Origin of the sequence: Micromonospora sp. NPDC047762 (genome assembly GCF_043204655.1) — a bacterium.
GTDB lineage: Bacteria > Actinomycetota > Actinomycetes > Mycobacteriales > Micromonosporaceae > Micromonospora.
The window spans coordinates 304088-320839 of sequence record NZ_JBIDCQ010000010.1 but is presented as its reverse complement, the minus strand read 5'-3'; the positions used below and the strand labels follow the sequence as shown (position 1 = coordinate 320839).

The following is a 16752-nucleotide window of genomic DNA, read 5'->3' as shown; positions in this document are numbered from 1 at the left end:
GACGGCTTATTTAAGCCAACTCTGATACTCCGATGAGCTTGTCCAGCCGGATCGGCAGCTCCCGGATCCGTACGCCGGTCGCATGGTGCACCGCGTTGCCGACCGCCGCCGCGGCGCCGACGATGCCGATCTCGCCGATGCCCTTCACCCCGGCCGGGTTCAGCTCGTCGTCCCGCTCGTCCAGCCAGTAAGCCTCGATCGACTCGACGTCGGCGCAGCCGGTGATGTGGTAGGTGGCCAGGTCGTGGTTGACCCAGTCGCCGTAGCGCTCGTCGAGCAGGCCCTCCTCGTGCAGCGCCATCGACAGCCCCATCGTCATGCCGCCGATGAGCTGACTGCGGGCCGTCGTCGGGTTCACCACCCGCCCCGCCGCGAACACCCCGAGCATCCGGTTCAGCCGTACCTCGCCGGTGTCCACGTCGACCCGCACCTCGACGAACTGCGCCCCGTAGGCGTACCGGGGGAGCGCGGGCTGCTCACCCACCTCCTCGGTGGTGTCCGCCTCGGCGGTCACCTCGTCGGTCGGCGGCCCGCCGTCGCGCAGCTTCTCGCGCAGCGCCTGGGCCGCGCGTATCACCGCCCAGCTCCAGCTGGCGGTCCCCATCGAGCCGCCGGCCAGCGGTGCCGTCGGCAGCGCGGTGTCCCCGATGCGGATCTCCACCCGTTCCGGCGGCACTGCGAGGGCGTCGGCGGCCACCTGCCAGATCGCCGTCCGGGCGCCGGTGCCGATGTCGGTGGCGTTGATCTGGACCAGGAAGCTCCCGTCGGGCCGAGCGGTGGCCGTCGCCGAGGAAGGCCGGGCCCGGGCCGGGTAGCTCGATCCGGCCACCCCCGTCCCGATCAGCCACCGCCCCTCGCGCCGGGACCGGGGCGACGGATCACGGCCGGCCCAGCCGAACCGCTCTGCGCCCTCGCGCAGGCAGGCCACCAGGTTGCGACTGGTGAACGGGCGTCCCAGGTCGGGGTCGACAGCGGTGTCGTTGCGGATCCGCAGCTCCACCGGGTCGATGCCGACGGCGATGGCCAACTCGTCCACCGCGGACTCCAGGGCGTACGCGCCGGGGCACTCGCCCGGGGCGCGCATCCAGAACGGAGTGGGCACGTCGAGGCGGACCAGCCGGTGCGTGGTGCGGCGGTGCGGTGCGGCGTACATGCTGCGGGTGTAGACGGCGGTCTGCTCGGCGAACTCCCTGATCGTGGAGGTCTGGCTGATCGCGTCGTGGCAGATCGCGGTGAGCCGGCCGTCGGTGTCGGCGGCGAGGCGGACCCGCTGGATGGTGGGGGTGCGGTAGCCGAGCGGCCCGAACAGTTGCTGGCGGGTCAACGCCAGCTTGACCGGGCGGTCCACGTGCCGGGCGGCGAGGGCGGCCAGCACCACCGACGCCTTGGCGTACCCCTTGCTGCCGAAGCCGCCGCCGACGTGCTCGGCGACGACGCGGATCGACTCCGGCGGCAGCTCGAACAGCTCGGCGAGGGTGGCGCGTACCGGCGTCGCGCCCTGGGTGGAGTCGTGCACCAGGAGCCGCCCGTCGTGCCACTGCGCGATGGTGGCGTGCGGTTCCATCGGGTTGTTGTGGTACGCCGGCGTGCGGTAGGTGACGTCCACCCGCACCGGGGCGGCCGCGTACCCGGCGTCGAAGTCGCCCTCGGCGGTGTCCGTCGGATAGCTGGGGTTCACCTGGTCCGGCTTGTACAGGCCGGGATGGTCGTCGGTGAGCACTGTGCTGTGCGGGCCGGTGTCGTAGTCGATGCGGACCAGTCGGGCGCCCTCGCGGGCCGCCTCCAGGCTGGTGGCCACCACCACGGCGACGTACTGCCCCCGGTAGTGCACAGTCGGCTCCTGCAACAGCCGCAGCTCCGGCTGTGGGCCGGGCGCCATCCGGGGCGCGTTGCCGTGGTGCACCACTGCCAGCACGCCGGGCGAGGCCAACGCCGCCGTCGTGTCGATCCGGGTGATCCGGCCCCGCACCACTGTGGACGGGACCGCCCAGCCGTAGGTGACCCCGTCCACCGGGTACTCCACCGCGTAGCGGGCCGCGCCGGTGACCTTCGCCGGGCCCTCCAGCCGGGGGTACGCCCGGCCGACCGCCCCGGTGCTCACGACGACGCCAGTTCGGTGAGCGCCCGCACGGTGATGGCCCGGGTCAGCGGCAGCTTGAAGCCGTTGTGCCGTAGCGGGCGCGCCTCGGCCAGCTCCGCGTCGGCGGCCCGCGCCGCCAACTCGGGGCTGAACGGACGTCCGCGCAGCTCCTCTTCGGCCCGGTACGCCCGCCAGGGCCGGTGCGCCACCGCCCCGTACGCCAGCCGCACGTCGCGGACCACGTCACCGTCGAGGTCCAGCACCGCGGCCACCGAGCCGGCGGCGAAGGCGAACGAGGCCCGGTCGCGCACCTTGAGGTACGTCGAGCGGCGCGCGGCCGGTAGTGGCGGCAGCCGCACGGCGGTGATCAGCGCGCCCCGGGCCACTGTGGTCTCTCGTTCCGGGTGGCTGCCGGGGGAGCGGTAGAAGTCGGCGATCGGGATGTCACGGGGGCCGTCGGCCTCGTGCACCTCCACCACCGTGTCGAGGGCGGCCAATGCGACGGCCAGGTCGGACGGGTGGGTGGCCACGCACTGCTCCGACCAGTCCAGCACCGCCAGGTCGCGGTTCTGGCCGTGCAGAGCGGCGCAACCGCTGCCCGGCTCCCGTTTGTTGCACGCCTTGCCGGTGTCCTGGAAGTAGACGCAGCGGGTGCGCTGCAACAGGTTGCCGCCGGTGGTGGCCATGTTGCGCAGCTGTCCCGAGGCGGCGGCGAGCAGGGCGCGGGCCAGCACCGGGTAGTCGCGGCGTACCGCCGGGTGGGCCGCGAGGTCGCTGTTGCGGACCGTCGCGCCGATCCGCAGCCCACCGTCGGGCAGCTCCTCGACGGTGTCGAGGGGAAGCCGGGTCACGTCCACCAGCACGTCGGGGCGCTGCACCCCGAGCTTCATGAGGTCCACCAGGTTGGTTCCGCCGCCCAGGTAGGCGGCCTGTGGTTCGGCCGCCAGCACGGCGACCGCCTCGGCCACGTCGGCGGGCCGGTGGTAGCGGAACGCCTTCACGAGGACGCCGCGGTCTCGCGTACGGCCGCCACGATGTGCGGGTACGCGGCGCACCGGCACAGGTTGCCGGCCATCCGCTCGCGGATCTCCGCGTCGGTCAGCTCGGCGGGCGTGTTCAGGTCGCCGGTGACCGCGCTGGGCCAACCCCGGGAGACCTCGTCGAGCATGCCCCGGGCGGAGCAGAGCTGCCCGGGAGTGCAGTAGCCGCATTGGAAGGCGTCGTGCGCGACGAAGGCGGCCTGCAACGGGGACAGTTCGTCCGGTCCGGCCAGCCCTTCGACTGTCACCACCGACCGGCCGTTTACGGTCACCGCGAAGACCAGGCAGCTCTTCACCCGGCGGCCGTCGAGCAGCACCGTGCAGGAGCCGCACTGGCCGTGGTCGCAGCCCTTCTTCGCCCCGGTCAGGTCGAGGTGCTCGCGCAGCGTGTCAAGCAGTGTGGTGCGGTTGTCCAGGGTCACCTCACGGGACGCGCCGTTGACCTCGACCGTCACCCGGGACGAGTGGCGCTCGTCGATCGTCGTCGCGTTCTCCGGTCCGCCCTGCACCGGCCCAGACTAGCTTTGTCGGTATATCTCGGGGCGAATAACGCAAAGCCCTTCGTACGGGAGGTGACGACGGTGACCGCCGGACTGCTCCTCGCCGCCGGCGCCGGGCGGCGCTACGGCCGGCCGAAGGCGCTGGTCGAGCTGGACGGCGAGCCGCTGGTGCGGCGCGCGATCCGGCTGCTCGGCGATGGCGGCTGCGCACCCGTGCACGTGGTGCTCGGTGCGGGCGCCGATCAGGTGCCCGACCTGCCCGGCGCGGTGCCGGTCCGGCACGATCGCTGGGCGGACGGGCTGGGCTCGTCGCTGCTGCGAGGCCTGGCCTCGCTGCCGGCCGACGTGCCGGCCGCCGTCGTGGTCCTCGTCGACCAGCCACTGCTCAGCCCGGTCGCGGTGCGCCGGGTGCGCGCGGCGTACGACGGCGGCGCCCTCGTCGCGGTCGCCACCTACGCCGGCCGACCCGGGCACCCGATCCTGCTGGGCCGGGAGACCTGGCCGCTGTTGAGCGGGTACGCCGTCGGCGACCGGGGCGCGCGCGACCTGCTGCGCGATCGGCCGGACCTGGTGGCGGAGGTGCCCTGTGACGACGTCGGGTCCCCGGTCGACGTGGACACCCCGGCCGACCTGCGCCGACTCCGCCCGGTCAGCGACGGGTCAGCCAGCGGGGCAGACCCTCGCTGGTGATCGCGTGATAGGTGATCATGACGATGACGCCGATCAGGCCCAGCACCGGGCTGACGAACCAGCCGAGCAGACCGCTGAGCCCGTACAGGATCAGGCCGGTGACCGGTCGCAGCCGCTGCGTCCGCACGTACCCGGGGCTGACCCGACGTTGGAGCAGCGCCGGGTGGCGGTGCAGGTAGCCGAAGAACACCAGCCAGGGGGCTGACATCAGGGCCGCAGCCAGCGCGTACAGGGCGACAGCCGCCCGTTGGTCGTCGGTGTCGCCATGGGTGAACGCGGACGCCAGCACCGCGGTGGGGAAGGGGATGATCACCGCGCCGAAGAGCACACCAAGGTTGATCCAGCTCAGCGTGAGCGTGGTGCCGCGGATCAGCCGCAACAGCGCGTGGTGGTTGAGCCAGAGCACCCCGATGTAGACGAAGGACACCACGAAGGCCAGGTAGGAGGCGCCCTCGCCGAGCAGACCGGTGAGCAGCTCACCCTCGTGGTACTCGGGCACCCGCAACTCGATGACCAGCAGGGTGATGACGATGGCGAAGACCCCGTCGCTGAAGGCCGTCATCCGGTCGGTGGCGGACACTCGACCCGTGGGGTCGGGCCGCTCGACCTCGTCGGGTGCTGCGGACATTGCCGCAGGCTAGCCACTCGGCAACGCGGCCGGTGGTGGTTTCCTCCGATCGGAACGGAAACGGCCGCCCGGGGTCGAGACCCCGGGCGGCCGCTCGCACCGCCCCCGTTCAGGCCACCGGAGTCGCGGTGCCGGTGGTGCGGGCGAGCCGCTGGTGCGCGCGGATCACCTCGGCGTAGCGCAGACCGCTGGCCTTCACCGTCCGGCGCTGGGTGGCGTAGTCGACGTGCACCAGCCCGAAGCGCTTGTCGTAGCCGTACGCCCACTCGAAGTTGTCCAGCAGTGACCAGACGAAGTAGCCGTCCAGGGGAACCCCTCGGGCCACCGCCGACGCGCACGCGGCCAGGTGCTGCTCCAGGTGGTCGGTGCGTTCCTTGTCCTCGACAGTGCCGTCCGGGGTGACCTCGTCCGGCCACGCCGAGCCGCTCTCGGTGACGATGATCCGGCCCGGCCGGTACTCCTCGTGCACGTCGACGAGCAGCCGCTCCAGGCCCGCCGGGTACATCTCCCAGCCCATCGCGGTCTCCACCGAGCCGGGCACCGGCACCTGCTTCGCGAACGGCGCCGGACCTGTCGGATCGTCGACCACCAGCTGACGGAAGTAGTAGTTCACCCCGAGGAAGTCCGTCGGCGTGGCGATCACTGCCAGGTCGTCGCCGCGTACCGGCGGCTCGACCCCGTACGTGGCGATCATGTCGGCGGGGTAGCCGCGCCCGTGGATCGGGTCCAGCCACCACCTGTTGACGTGCCCGTCGGCCCGGCGGGCCGCCGCGACGTCCTCGGGTCGGTCGGTCGCCGCCTCGATCGGGCTGAGGTTGACGACCAGGCCCACCGAGGCCGGCCGGGCGGCGTTGGCGCGGATCGCCTGGGTGGCCAGGCCGTGCCCGAGCAGCACGTGGTGCGAGGCGTGCACGGCGCGGGTGAGGTCGCGCTCGCCGGGGGCCATGTTGCCCTCCAGGTGCCCGATCCAGCACACGCAGAGCGGCTCGTTGACGGTGCACCAGTCGGTCACGCGGTCACCGAGGCGGCCGGCGACGACCGCCGCGTAGTCGGCGAACGCCTCGGCGGTGGCCCGCTCCGGCCAACCGCCGGAGTCCTGCAGAACCTGCGGCAGATCCCAGTGGTAGAGCGTGACGAACGGTCGGATCCCGTCGGTGAGCAACGTGTCGACGAGCCTGTCGTAGAAGTCCAGCCCGCCGGCGTTGACCCGCCCGACGCCGTCGGGCATGACCCGGGGCCAGGCCACCGAGAAACGGTACGTGTCCACGCCGAGTCGGCGCAGCAACGCCAGGTCCTCCGGCCACCGGTGGTAGTGGTCGCAGGCCACCGCGCCGGTGTCGCCGTTGTCGACGTTGCCGGGTGTCGCCGAGAAGGTGTCCCAGATGGACGGTGCCCTGCCGTCGACGTCGACGGCCCCCTCGATCTGGTACGCCGCCGTGGCGACACCCCAGAGGAAGTCGGGTGGCAGCTTGGACAGGTCGGGCACGGGTCGGTTCTCCTCTGGGGTTGGATGACTCACTTGACCGCACCGGCGGTGAGGCCGGCGACGAAGTAGCGCTGCAGGGCCAGGAACCCGACGACGACCGGGATGCTGACCACCAGCGAGGCGGCCATGATCTGGTTCCAGTAGACGTTGAACTGGGTGGAGTAGCCCTGCAGGCCGACGGCCAGGGTGCGGCTGCCCTCGTCGGTCATCACCGACGCGAAGAGCACCTCACCCCACGCGGTCATGAACGCGTACACGGTGACCGCGACCACGCCGGGCACGGCGGCCGGCAGGATGACCTGGAACAGGGTGCGCAGCGGACCGGCGCCGTCGACCTGCGCCGCCTCGTCCAGACCCCGGGGGATCGAGTCGAAGTAGCCGACCAGCATCCAGATCGAGAACGGCAACGAGAAGGTCAGGTACGTGATGACCAGGCCGGTGCGACTGGCGTACAGCTCGATGCCGGTGGCGTTGCCCAGGTTGACGTAGATGAGGAACAGCGGCAGCAGGAACAGGATGCCGGGGAACATCTGCGTGGACAGCACGGTCACCGAGAAGACACCGCGACCGCGGAACCGGTAGCGGCTCACCGCGAACGCGGCGAAGATGGCCACCGCCACCGAGCAGACCGCCGCGATGCTCGACACCACCAGGCTGTTCACCAGGTACCGGGCCAGCGGCACGGTGCTCCACATGTCGATGAACGGTTGCAGGGTGGGCCGGCTGGGCCACCAGGTGAAGCCGTTCTGCACGTCCTGCAACGGCTTGGCCGCCGAGGTGACCATGACGTAGAGCGGGATGACGACGAAGAGGGTGAGCAGGGTCAGCACGATGCGCCGGCCCCAGCGCTCGCCGGCGGTCTCACGCATGGTCGTCCCTCCGACGGTTGGTGATCAGCAGGTACGCGGCCGAGACGACCAGCAGGAACAGCAGCAGCGCCACCGACATCGCCGACCCGGAGCCGAAGTCCCAGGTCTTGAAGGAGCTGCGGTAGATGTGGATGGAGATCAGGTCGGCCTGCTCCGGCGCGGAGCCGCCGAACAGCACGAACGGGGTGTTGAAGTCGTTGAACGTCCACAGGAACAGCACCAGCAGCAGCACCAGGTTGACCGGCCGCAGCATCGGCAGGGTGACCGAGCGCAGTCGGCGCCAGAACCCGGCGCCGTCGATCGCGGCGGCCTCGTACAGCTCACCGGGCACGTTCTGCAACCCGGCCATCAGGCACAGGAACGCGAACGGCCAGTTACGCCAGACCGACACCACCAGCAGGGACCAGAAGCTGTTGTCGCCGATCAACCAGAACGGCCGTTCGTTCATCAGCCCGAGCTGGTCCACGAGCACGTGGTTGACCAGGCCGGTGTCACGTTGCAGCAGGAAGCTCCAGGTGATCACGGCGGCGTAGACCGGCAGCGCGTACGGGGTGAGGAACAGCGCCCGCAGGATCGCGCGTCCCCGGAACGGCCGTTGCAGGACGACCGCCGCCGAGATGCCGAGCAGCCAGGCGAACCCGACCGAGAGCAGGCTGTAGGCCAGGGTGACCCAGAACGAGTGCAGCAGTTCCTTGCCGGCGGCGCTGTTCAGGTCGAGTGTCGCCCGGTAGTTCTCCAGCCCGACGAAGGGCGCGGTGGACCAGTCGCGGATGTGGAACTGGGTCAGCTCCAGCAGGCTCATCCAGACCCCGACGACCATCGGGATCACGTGGATGGCGAGTTCCAGCACGACGGCCGGTGCGAGCAGCAGGTACGGCAGAAGTGAGCGGCGGGGGCCGCGGGGCCGGCGGGCCGGCTTCCGGGTCGGTGATCCGGCCCGGGATTCGCGTCGGTCGGCGTCCGGCGCGGTGGTGCTGGTTGCCATCAGGGTCCTCTCGGAGGCGGTGGCCGTGGTCGGGTTCAGCACCCGACCACGGCCACCGGTCACGCCTCGGTCAGCGCATCTTCTGCTGCGCGTCGGTCAGCTTGGCCTTCACCGAAGCCTCGGTGACCGGCTTGCCGCTGGCCGCGTCGGCGAACAACTCCTTCATCGCGGTGCCGACCAGGGTCTCGAAGGTGCTCTCATCGGGCACCTGCGGCAGCGGGGCCGCGGTCGTGACCAGGGTCTCCTGGATGGTCTTCTGCTCCGTCGCGCTGAACGCCGGGTCGGAGGCCGCGGTCTTCACCGCCGGCAGCGAGCCGTACGTCTTGTTGAGGAGCGTCTGCTCCTCGTCGCTGGTCATGAACTTGACGAAGCTCAGCGCGCCGTCCTTGTTCTTGGTGTGCTTGAAGACCGCCATGTTGATCCCGGCGACCATGCTGTTGACCTTCTTGCCGCCGGCCGGCGGGCTGGCCAGGAACGGCACCGGGGCCACCCCGTACGCGTCGGCGGGCATGTTCTGCGTCTTCAGGTTCGACCCGGCGGACTGCCACAGCAGCATGGCGGCCTTGCCGTTGGCGAAGTCGGAGACCGACTGGTTCTGCGCGTATTCGGCGTTGCTCGGGTTGGTGATCTTGTCGGCGGCCATGAAGTCGATGTACCGCTTGATCGCCGACACGTTCTGCGGGGTGTCGAAGGTCGGCTTGCCGGCCGAGTCGAACCACTCGCCGCCGTACTGCTGGCTGAAGGTGAACGCGTGGTGGGCGTTCTCCGACGGGTTGGCGCCCTCGATCGCCAGGCCCCACTTGCCGCCGGTGCTCAGCTTCTTGCCGTACTCGACGACCTGCTCCCAGGTGGTGGGCGGCGCGGTGATGCCGGCGTCGGCGAACGACTTCTTGTTGTAGTACAGGCTGTACGCCATGCTGTAGAGCGGCACGGCGGCCGGCGGCTTGCCCGGGGCGCCGGCGGCGGCGAGCGCGGCGGGCACGATCCGGTCCTTGCCCCCGACGGCCTGCAGGGCGGCGTCGTCGAACTCGACCAGCGCGCCGGTGGCCTGCAACGACGCCGACCAGGTGTTGCCGATGTTGACCACGTCCGGGCCCTTGCCGGAGGCGGCGGCGGCCAGCAGGCGGTTGAGCAGATCCGACCAGGGGACCACCTCGACGGTGACCTTGATCCCGGTCTGCTTCTCGAACTTGTCCAACTCCGGCTGGAGGATGGTCTTGTCGGCCTCCAGGCTGGCGCCCTGGTTGCTGGCCCAGTAGGTGAGCGTCTTGGGTGATGCGGCGGAGTCGTCGCCGGAGCCTCCGCAGGCGGTCAGCGAGGCGGCCGCCAGTACGGCGGCGGTGAATATCCCGAGGTGTCGTCTCGACACGGGTCAGCCCTTCCGGTGCGTGGTGGGGGTCCGCCGGTCTTCGTCACCGATAGGGGTCGGGTGACGGGGGCCGGCCGCGGACAGGGTTCGGGGGTGCGCCGTCGGGGTCCGTCGGCGTTTCCCGGGAGTTACATCACGGCTTAATTTATGTCGTCATTAAAGTTGCTGGCAGGTGGGTCGTCAAGCACGAGGCGGTTACAGTCGCCTCGAACGGCCGACGGGAACGAGGTGACGAGTGGAGCTGGCGCGTGCCACCAACCGCAGCGTGCGGTTGCGCAACCGGTCCGCCCTGCTGACCAAGCTCTTCCTGGACGGCCTGCTCACCCGGCAGGACCTGGTGCGCAGCACCGGGCTGAGCCAACCCGCGGTCAGCAACGTGGTGGCCGACATGATCGACGAAGGGCTGGTCGCCGAGGCCGGCGCCGCCGAGTCCGACGGCGGCCGGCCCAGCATGTTGCTGCGGATCGCGCCCCGCTTCGCCTTCGTGATCGGCGTGGACGTCGGCGAGACCCGGGTCCGGGTGGAGCTGTTCGACTTCGCGATGACCCTGCTGGCCAGCATCGAGTACCCGCTCGACCCGGCCCGTACCGAGCCCGACCTGGTGGCCGGGCACGTGCTGGCCGGCATCGACGCGGTCACCGGCCAGGCCGGGGTGACCGCCGGCGACGTGCTCGGCGTCGGCATCGGCGTCTCCGGCGTGGTCGAGCAGGGCACCGAGGCCGTCGTGCACGCCCAGGCCCTCGGCTGGGACCGGGTGCCGCTGGAGCGTCTGATCGGGGCCGGCACCGACCTGCCGCTGCACATCGACAACGGCGCGAAGACCCTGGGCCAGGCCGAGATGTGGTTCGGTGCCGGCCGGGGCGCCCGGCACGCCGTCTTCGCACTGGTCGGCTCCGGTGTCGGCGCGTCGGTGGTGACCAACGGCGCCACCTACCGGGGCGCGTCCAGCAGCGCGGGGGAGTGGGGGCACACCACCCTGGTGTACGGCGGCCGGGTCTGCCGGTGCGGCGCGCGCGGTTGCCTGGAGGCGTACGTGGGGGCGGAGGCGATCATCGACCGCTACCGCGAGGCGCGCCGGGGTCGACAGGTGCCGGGCGAGGACGAGGAGTCTCAGATCGCCGCGCTGGTCGCCGCCGCCGAGACCTCGGCCACCGCCCGACGGGTCCTGGAGGAGACCGCGGGTTACCTCGGTGCCGGGGTGGCGAACCTGATCAACCTGTTCAACCCGGAGCGCGTGGTGCTCGGCGGCTGGGCGGCGATGGCCCTCGGCGACCTGCTGCCGGCCGTGCGGGAGGCTGCCGGCCGGCAGGCGCTGCGCCAGCCGTACGAGCAGGCGTCGATCGAGCTGTGCCGGCTCGGGGTGGACGCGGTGGCGTTGGGCGCGGCAACCCTCCCGATCGCCCGCTTCCTCACCGAGGGTGGCGTCCGACGCTGACGGAGCACGACTCCGCAGGCCGACGGCAAATTACCCAAAAAGAATCCTCGGGATAAATAACGAAGTTATAGATCGATGTCTTGACGCCGCCGCAATCTCGCCGCAACACTCCTACGAGAGCGCTCTCCTCCCCGCGGCACCGCGTCGGCGGCACCATCCACGGCGTCACGGGCGAGTCCGATCCCATCCGTGCGGCAACCCGTAACCCCCTATCGACAGGCGATGTCATGACATCTCGTGCTACATCCGTACGCCCGCGTCCCCGGGCCGTGCGCCACCTGCTCGTCGGGCTCACCGTGGCCCTGGTCGCGGCGCTCACGCCGACCGGAGCCACCGCACCCGCGCAGGCCGCCCCCGTCCTGCTGTCCCAGGGCCGTACGGCCACCGCCTCGTCCACCGAGAACGGCGGAACCCCCGCCGCCGCCGCTGTCGACGGCAACACCGGCAGCCGCTGGTCCAGCGCGTTCAGCGACCCGCAGTGGCTCCAGGTCGACCTGGGCGCCCGCGCCACCATCACCCAGGTCAACCTGCTCTGGGAGGGCGCCTACGGCCGGGCCTTCCAGCTCCAGACCTCCGACAACGGGTCCACCTGGACCACGATCTACTCGACCACCACCGGCACCGGCGGCACCCAGAACCTCACCGTCTCCGGCGCCGGCCGCTACGTCCGCATGTACGGCACCGCCCGCGGCACCGGCTACGGCTACTCGCTCTGGGAGTTCCAGGTCTACGGCGAGAGCGGCGGCACCAACGAGCCCCCGGTGACGCCCACCGACCCGTACAACCCGAACCTCGGGTCGAACACGTTCGTCTTCGACCCGAGCACCCCGACGTCGACAATCCAGAGTCGACTGAACACCCTCTTCACCCAGCAGGAGACCAACCAGTTCGGCCCGCAGCGCTACGCGGTGCTGTTCAAGCCCGGCACCTACACCGCCGACGTCAACCTCGGCTTCTTCACCCAGGTCGCCGGCCTCGGCATGAGCCCCGACGACGTCAACCTCAACGGCCACGTGCGTGCCGAGGCGTTCTGGTTCGGCGGCAACGCCACCCAGAACTTCTGGCGGGCCGCCGAGAACCTGTCGGTCACCCTGCCCGCCGGGCAGACCGTGGAGCGCTGGGCGGTGTCGCAGGCGGCGCCGTACCGGCGGATGCACCTGCGCGGCGCGCAGAACCAGATCCAACTCTGGAACGGCGGCGACGGCTGGTCCAGCGGCGGCCTGCTGGCCGACACCCGCATCGACGGCCTCGTCGTCTCCGGCTCGCAGCAGCAGTGGTACTCCCGCAACAGCGAGTTCGGCAACGGCTGGACCGGTTCGGTGTGGAACATGGTCTTCCAGGGCGTCAACGGCGCTCCCGCGCCCAGCTTCCCCAACCCGTCGCACACGGTGATCCCGCAGACCCCGCAGGTACGGGAGAAGCCGTTCCTCTACGTGACCGGAAGCGGTGAGTACCGGGTCTTCGTGCCCGCGCTGCGCACCAACTCCACCGGCACCAGCTGGTACAACAAGACCCCGGCCGGCTCGTCGCTGTCGCTGTCGCAGTTCTTCGTCGTCCAGCCCGGCACCAGCGCCGCCACCATCAACACCGCCCTCGCCCAGGGCAAGCACCTGCTCTTCACGCCGGGCGTGCACCGGATCACCGAGCCGATCCAGGTCAACCGGGCTGACACGGTGATCCTCGGCCTCGGCCTGGCCACCATCCAGGCCGACAACGGCACGGTGGGCATGCGGGTGGCCGATGTGGACGGCGTGAAGGTGGCCGGCATCATGTTCGAGGCCGGCACCACGAACTCGCCGGTGCTGATGGAGGTCGGGCCGTCCGGCTCGTCCGCGAGCCACGCCTCGAACCCGACCTCGCTGCACGACGTGTTCTTCCGCATCGGCGGGCCGCACGTCGGCAGGGCCACCAACACGCTGACGGTCAACAGCGACAACGTGATCGGCGACCACATGTGGCTGTGGCGGGCCGACCACGCCGCCAGCGGCGTACCGACCGGGTGGACGTTGAACACCGCCGACACCGGGCTCACCGTCAACGGCGACAACGTCACCATGTACGGCCTCTTCGTCGAGCACTACCAGAAGTACCAGACCATCTGGAACGGCAACGGCGGGCGGACGTACTTCTACCAGAACGAGCTGCCCTACGACGTACCGAACCAGGCGGCCTGGATGAACGGGTCGACCCGGGGTTACGCCGCGTACAAGGTCGCCGATTCGGTGACCAGTCACCAGGCGTACGGGCTGGGTAGCTACAGCTACTTCAACGTCAACCCGGCCGTGGTCGAGGAACGGTCCTTCGAGGTGCCCACCAACCCGAACGTGCGGTTCACGAACATGGTGACCGTCTCGCTCGGTGGCGTCGGCACCATCAATCGGGTGATCAACAACGCCGGTGGCACCGCGAACGCGGCCAACCAGACGGTGTACCTGACCACCTACCCCTGACCGGGGCGCCCGCGCCGACCCGGTCCGCTGTGACCGGGTCGGCCGGGTGGCACCCAGGGCCGTGGCCGGCCCGGTCCCGCCGAGACCGGGCCGGCCGCGGTCGTGCCGCTCAGCCGGCCAGCACCTCGGCCGCCGCCCGTTCACCGGCGCGCACCGCGCCCTCCAGATAGCCACTCCAGCGGGTGGCCGTCTCGGTGCCCGCCCAGTACACCCGCCCCACCGGCGTCCGCAGGTGCGGGCCGTACGTCCGCCAGGTGCCCGGGGTGAGCGCGCCGGAGAAGCAGCCCCTGGTCCACTCGTCGGCGGACCAGTCGTACTCGACGAGATCCACCGGGTCCTCGGCTCGTGGCCCGACCACGTCGGCGAACGCTTCCAGCAGGCATCGCCGACGCCCTGCGGGGGACATGCCGCGCAGCGTGGCGGCGTCGGTGGAGTAGCTGAACCCGGTCAGCACCCCGATCGGTGAGGTCGGGGTGGAGTTGTCGACCGTCTCGGTGAGCGGACCGGCGCTGGTGGTGGCCACCCCGGAGCACCCGGCGGCACGCCAGAACGGCTCCGGGTAGACGGCGTGCACCTTCAGCGCCGAACCCATCGGCATGCGCTGGGTGAGCCCGTCACGCAGCGGGGGCAGCGGCGGGTCGTACCGGATCCGGCCGGCCAGCGCCGGGGCCAGCGCGACCACCACGGCGTCGCCGTCGACGCGCCCGGTGTCGGTCCACGCCGTCGCGCCGTCGACTGTCTGTTCGATGGCCCGCACCGGCGCGGCCAGCGTCAGCGCGCCCGGCGGTAGAGCGGTGGCCATCCGTTCGGCCAGCGCTGGCGGCCCGCCCACGATCCGGTCCTGCTGTGCCCCGCCGGCCATCCCCAGCAACGGTCCGGTCCCGCCGGCACTGCGCAGGTAGAACAGCAGGTGCAACAGGGACAGCTCGTCCGCGCCGGTGGCGAGCAGCCCGCCGGCGAGCACTCGCCCCAGGTAGTCGGCGATGTCGTCGTCCCCGGCCGTGGCGGCGAGCCACCCGCCGAGGGTCGTCCGGTCCCACAGTGCGGCCTTTGGCGTCGCCCAGGGTTCGGCCGGGTCCAGTCGCGCGGCGTACTCGTCGAGCAGGCCCAGCACCCGGCCCACCTGCGCCGGCGGCTCGGCCCGGCGCGCACCGGCCCAGAGCACTGTGGGCGCGCCGGTCGATGCCGAGGCGAAGGTGCCCAGCCCGTGCTCGGCGACCAGCGCGTACATCCGGTCCTGGGTCGGACCGATCCACTGCGCACCCAGGTCGAGTTGCGTGGGTTCCGGCAGCCACCGGGTCAGCACCCGACCCCCCACCCGGTCGCGGGCCTCCAACAATCGCACCTGGGCGCCGGCACGGGTGAGCGCCAGCGCGGCGGCGAGCCCGGAGAAGCCGGCGCCGACCACGACCACCCGCAAGCCGTCGGTCACACCGGGGTCTACCCAGAACCGTCGCAGGCATGGCTACCGGCTCCGGTCGCGGCACACACCATGACCGGGTTGGCCGCAGAAAATTTCTGCCGGCCTGTCGATTCGGGCGGCGGCCGATCGTGTGGAGGATGAGAGGTCGGCGACGGGCCGGCCCCCCGCGAGGAGGAACGATGACGCTGTACCTGCTCAGCCTTCATCAGCCGCAGGGTGAGCTGCCGCCGGAGCCGGAGTTCCTGGCCGGGGTGATGCGTCAGCTCGGCGAACTGCGCGACGAGTTGGCGTCCACCGGTTCGTGGGTCTTCGGGCAGGGCCTGCACGGCCCGGAGACCGCCACCGTGCTGCGGCCCCGCGACGGCGAGGTGCTCATCACCGACGGACCGTTCGTGGAGGGCAAGGAGTACCTGGGCGGCATCACCATCATCGACGTGCCGGACCTGGACGCCGCCCTGCACTGGGGTCGCCGCTACGCGTTGGCCACCACCCTGCCGATCGAGGTGCGCCCCTTCCACGGCGGGGCCGGCGACTGACAGTGCCCGACGTGGAGGCGGTGTTCCGCGCCGAGTACGGCCGTGCGGTCGCCGTCCTGGTCCGCCTCCTCGGCGACATCGACCTCGCCGAGGAGGCCGTCCAGGAGGCTTTCGTGGTCGCGGTGGCGCGCTGGCCGACGACCGGCCTGCCGCCCAGTCCGGCCGGCTGGATCATCACCACGGCTCGGAACCGGGCGATCGACCGGCTGCGCCGCGACGCGTCCCGGGTCGACCGGCACGCCCAGGCGGCCCTGCTGTACGCCGCCGACCATCCCGTGGAGGAGGGACCGGTGCACGACGACCGGCTACGGCTGATCTTCACCTGCTGCCACCCGGCGCTCGCCCCGAGCACACGTGTCGCCCTCACCCTGCGGCTGCTCGGTGGCCTGAGCACCGCCGAGATCGCCCGAGCCTTCCTGGTGCCGGAGCCGACCATGGCGCAGCGGCTGGTCCGCGCCAAATCGAAGATCCGCAACGCCGGGATCCCGTACCGGGTGCCCCGCGACGCCGACCTGCCCGACCGGCTGCACGCGGTTCTCGCGGTGCTTTACCTGATCTTCAACGAGGGGTACACGGCCAGCGCCGGCCCACACCTGGTCCGCGCCGAGCTGTGTGCCGAGGCGATCCGGTTGACCCGGCTGCTGGTCGAGCTGATGCCGGACGAGCCGGAGGCGCTCGGGCTGCTCGCGTTGATGCTGCTCACCGAGTCCCGCCGCGACGCGCGGACCAACGCCGAGGGTCAGCTGGTGGCGCTGCCGAGCCAGGACCGGGCCCGGTGGGACGCCGAGCTGATCACCGAAGGCCAGGCGCTGGTGCGCCGCTGCCTGCGCCGCGACCGGCCGGGCCCGTACCAGATCCAGGCCGCGATCGCCGCCGTGCACAGTGCCGCGCGGCGCGCCGCCGACACGGACTGGGCGCAGATCCTTGCGCTGTACGACCAACTGAGGGTGGTCGCCCCCAGCCCGGTGGTGGCGCTGAACCGGGCCGTCGCGCTCGCCGAGCTGTCCGGACCGGCGGTCGCGCTGATCGAGGTGGACCGCCTCGACCTGGTCGGCTACCACGTCTACCACGTGGTCCGCGCCGACCTGCTGGCTCGGCTCGGCCGGGGCGGGGAGGCCGTCGAGGCGTACCGGATGGCTGTCGCCCTGACGGACAACGCGGCCGAACGGGCCTTTCTCACCGCACGCGCGACGGCCCTGGCATCGCCCTGAGGGCGCGTTTGCCGCAGGGGCGGCCGGGAATCCGAGGCTCCGCCGCAGCA

The 16752-nt window shown here is 71.5% G+C and carries 14 protein-coding genes; 5 read left to right on the top strand and 9 right to left on the bottom strand.

Going from position 1 to position 16752, the window contains the following annotated elements:
• Window positions 1–10: 10 nt before the first annotated feature.
• From ACGF3C_RS28335 to ACGF3C_RS28325, 3 genes are read right to left on the bottom strand one after another with little or no spacing between them, the layout of a single operon-like run.
• Window positions 11–2101, bottom strand: coding sequence for a xanthine dehydrogenase family protein molybdopterin-binding subunit (locus ACGF3C_RS28335; protein ID WP_357231340.1), 2091 nt, complete (start codon window positions 2099–2101; stop codon window positions 11–13).
• On the bottom strand, window positions 2098–3081 hold the full coding sequence (locus ACGF3C_RS28330) for a xanthine dehydrogenase family protein subunit M (RefSeq protein WP_357231343.1): 984 nt from the start codon (window positions 3079–3081) through the stop codon (window positions 2098–2100). The genes ACGF3C_RS28335 and ACGF3C_RS28330 overlap by 4 nt, the downstream gene beginning before the upstream one ends.
• Window positions 3078–3575, bottom strand: a complete 498-nt coding sequence (locus tag ACGF3C_RS28325) for a 2Fe-2S iron-sulfur cluster-binding protein (protein ID WP_357231352.1) — start codon at window positions 3573–3575, stop codon at window positions 3078–3080. The genes ACGF3C_RS28330 and ACGF3C_RS28325 overlap by 4 nt, the downstream gene beginning before the upstream one ends.
• A 126-nt stretch (window positions 3576–3701) precedes the next feature.
• Between ACGF3C_RS28325 and ACGF3C_RS28320 the strand changes: the two genes are divergently transcribed.
• Window positions 3702–4310, top strand: coding sequence for a nucleotidyltransferase family protein (locus ACGF3C_RS28320; RefSeq protein ID WP_357231346.1), 609 nt, complete (start codon window positions 3702–3704; stop codon window positions 4308–4310).
• On the opposite strand, the gene ACGF3C_RS28315 is transcribed toward ACGF3C_RS28320, so the two are convergent.
• The 5 genes from ACGF3C_RS28315 to ACGF3C_RS28295 all read right to left on the bottom strand — a co-directional run bounded on the left by ACGF3C_RS28315 (window position 4270) and on the right by ACGF3C_RS28295 (window position 9647).
• Window positions 4270–4938, bottom strand: coding sequence for a TMEM175 family protein (locus ACGF3C_RS28315; protein WP_393226678.1), 669 nt, complete (start codon window positions 4936–4938; stop codon window positions 4270–4272). The two genes, ACGF3C_RS28320 and ACGF3C_RS28315, sit on opposite strands and share 41 nt — an antisense overlap.
• 109 nt (window positions 4939–5047) lie before the next feature.
• Window positions 5048–6424 (bottom strand): GH1 family beta-glucosidase, encoded by a 1377-nt coding sequence (locus ACGF3C_RS28310; RefSeq protein ID WP_357227790.1) that lies wholly within the window; start codon window positions 6422–6424, stop codon window positions 5048–5050.
• A gap of 29 nt (window positions 6425–6453) precedes the next feature.
• Entirely contained in the window at window positions 6454–7293 is an 840-nt protein-coding gene (locus ACGF3C_RS28305; protein ID WP_091398610.1) for a carbohydrate ABC transporter permease, read from the bottom strand.
• Window positions 7286–8278 (bottom strand): sugar ABC transporter permease, encoded by a 993-nt coding sequence (locus ACGF3C_RS28300; protein WP_357227792.1) that lies wholly within the window; start codon window positions 8276–8278, stop codon window positions 7286–7288. The genes ACGF3C_RS28305 and ACGF3C_RS28300 overlap by 8 nt, the downstream gene beginning before the upstream one ends.
• Window positions 8279–8348: 70 nt before the next feature.
• Window positions 8349–9647 carry a sugar ABC transporter substrate-binding protein gene (locus tag ACGF3C_RS28295; RefSeq protein ID WP_355007348.1) on the bottom strand — a complete coding sequence of 433 codons (1299 nt, stop codon included), beginning with the start codon at window positions 9645–9647 and terminating at the stop codon, window positions 8349–8351.
• 235 nt (window positions 9648–9882) lie between these two features.
• Between ACGF3C_RS28295 and ACGF3C_RS28290 the strand changes: the two genes are divergently transcribed.
• The gene (locus tag ACGF3C_RS28290; RefSeq protein ID WP_357227797.1) at window positions 9883–11082 is read left to right on the top strand and encodes an ROK family transcriptional regulator; all 1200 of its coding nucleotides are present in this window, start codon (window positions 9883–9885) and stop codon (window positions 11080–11082) included.
• Between the two features lie 227 nt (window positions 11083–11309).
• Window positions 11310–13532, top strand: coding sequence for a discoidin domain-containing protein (locus ACGF3C_RS28285; RefSeq protein WP_357227800.1), 2223 nt, complete (start codon window positions 11310–11312; stop codon window positions 13530–13532).
• 109 nt (window positions 13533–13641) lie between these two features.
• Here ACGF3C_RS28285 and ACGF3C_RS28280 read toward each other — a convergent pair whose 3' ends face one another.
• Window positions 13642–14964: an FAD-dependent oxidoreductase gene (locus ACGF3C_RS28280; protein WP_357227802.1), complete on the bottom strand. Its 1323-nt coding sequence runs from the start codon at window positions 14962–14964 to the stop codon at window positions 13642–13644.
• Window positions 14965–15134: 170 nt separating this feature from the next.
• Here ACGF3C_RS28280 and ACGF3C_RS28275 point away from each other — a divergent pair, with 170 nt between their 5' ends.
• Window positions 15135–15491 carry a YciI family protein gene (locus ACGF3C_RS28275; protein WP_145788708.1) on the top strand — a complete coding sequence of 119 codons (357 nt, stop codon included), beginning with the start codon at window positions 15135–15137 and terminating at the stop codon, window positions 15489–15491.
• A gap of 2 nt (window positions 15492–15493) precedes the next feature.
• Window positions 15494–16702 carry an RNA polymerase sigma factor gene (locus ACGF3C_RS28270; RefSeq protein WP_393226674.1) on the top strand — a complete coding sequence of 403 codons (1209 nt, stop codon included), beginning with the start codon at window positions 15494–15496 and terminating at the stop codon, window positions 16700–16702.
• Window positions 16703–16752 lie beyond the last annotated feature (50 nt).